Raw genomic sequence first — 1491 nt, 5'->3', positions numbered from 1 at the left:
TGCCTCGGCGCTGGCCGTTTCCACAGCCATCGCCCTTATGCACATGACCCAGACCCTGCACCCTCCGGGCGGAGCCACGGCCCTTATTGCCGTTATCGGCGGGCCTGGCATCCACAGCATGGGCTACTGGTACGTCTTGCTGCCTTGCGCCGCAGGAGCCGTGTGCATGCTTTTGCTGGCCCTTGCAGCCAACAACCTTGCCGCCGGGAAAAAATATCCCACATTCTGGTGGTGAAACGCCGACTTGCCACGCAGCACCAAAAAGGGTAGCCCTTTTCTTTTCCGGTATCCGGCGAGGTTTGCAACATGTCGAGCATTTCCCCCGCGTCCCCCCTGGCGGAGGGGCTGCGCCGCGCACTGCCCATTGTTCTCGGGTATACCCCGGTAGGCTTTGCCTTTGGCGTTCTGGCGGTCAAAAACAACATTCCCCCTTCCCTGGCTGTCGCCATGTCGGTACTCATGTTTTCCGGCTCGGGACAGTTTGTCTTTGCCAGCATGTGGGGAGCGGGAGCAGGAGCGCTGTCCATCATGGCGGCGGTTTTTATCGTGAATCTGCGTTACCTGCTCCAGTCGGCCGCAGAGTCTCCCTGGCTGGCGGGGCTGCCCCGCATGCAGCGCTTTCTGCTGGGGCTTGGCCTTACGGACGAAACTTTTGCCGTCCACATCACGGCCTTCCAGAACGGCTGGAAGCGCAACCTGACCACACTATTTGTGTGCAACCAGACCACACAGCTTGCCTGGGTGGGCGGCAGCGCCATAGGAGCGTTTTGCGGCGAACTGGTCAGCGATGTAAAACCCCTGGGCCTTGATTACGCGCTTACGGCCATGTTTCTGGCCCTGCTGGTGCCGCAGTGCGTGAGCCGCCTGCATGTTCTGGTGGCCCTTTTCACCATGACCCTGTCCATTGCCCTCAAAAGCGCGGGTATGAGCCAGTGGAACATCGCCGTTGCCACAGTGGCGGGCGCAAGCCTGGGTACGGCCCTGCTGCTGTACCGGGAGAAAAAGGAAAACGCGCGCTCCCGCACGCCCGCACATTCCGACGAGGTGCGCTCATGAATGAATCCGGCTGGCTTGATACCCACACGGGCCTCATCCTGTGCATTCTGGGCAGCACCCTGGTAACCCTGCTGCCCAAGATTCTGCCCGTCACCTTTCTCAAGGGCGACAACCTGCCCCCGCTTCTCCGGCACTGGCTCTCCTTTGTTCCTGTGGCGGTCATGGCCGCGCTGGTAGGCCCGGACATCTTCATCTACGAAGGTTCGTTCAATGCCGGGCCGTCCAACCTCTTTCTCATGGCGGCCCTGCCGGCGCTGGTGGTGGCGTGGTGGAGCAAAAACTATTTTCTGACCATTGTTGTGGGCATCGGCCTGGTTATTCTGGCCCGCTATTCGGGACTGTACTGATGGATACGCACGCGCCTGCCGCGCATATAGCCCCTGACACGCCGGTCACGGCAGAGCACGACCCGGCGCACAGCCTTCCTGCCCTGCG

3 protein-coding genes are annotated in these 1491 nt (G+C 61.4%); all 3 read left to right on the top strand.

The features are described from left to right. Positions 1 to 235 (top strand): HPP family protein (locus V6C07_RS00735; protein ID WP_333534459.1); only part of this gene is annotated, 235 nt, incomplete at its 5' end. Between the two features lie 71 nt (positions 236 to 306). Continuing rightward, positions 307 to 1056, top strand: coding sequence for an AzlC family ABC transporter permease (locus tag V6C07_RS00730; RefSeq protein WP_333534457.1), 750 nt, complete (start codon positions 307 to 309; stop codon positions 1054 to 1056). Beyond that, on the top strand, positions 1053 to 1403 hold the full coding sequence (locus V6C07_RS00725) for an AzlD domain-containing protein (protein ID WP_333534455.1): 351 nt from the start codon (positions 1053 to 1055) through the stop codon (positions 1401 to 1403). The genes V6C07_RS00730 and V6C07_RS00725 overlap by 4 nt, the downstream gene beginning before the upstream one ends. Positions 1404 to 1491 lie beyond the last annotated feature (88 nt).

This window comes from Desulfovibrio sp. 1214_IL3152, assembly GCF_036763055.1.
Lineage (GTDB): Bacteria > Desulfobacterota > Desulfovibrionia > Desulfovibrionales > Desulfovibrionaceae > Desulfovibrio.
The sequence above is the reverse complement of the archived record's forward strand: the minus strand, read 5'-3'. Positions and strand labels throughout refer to the sequence as shown.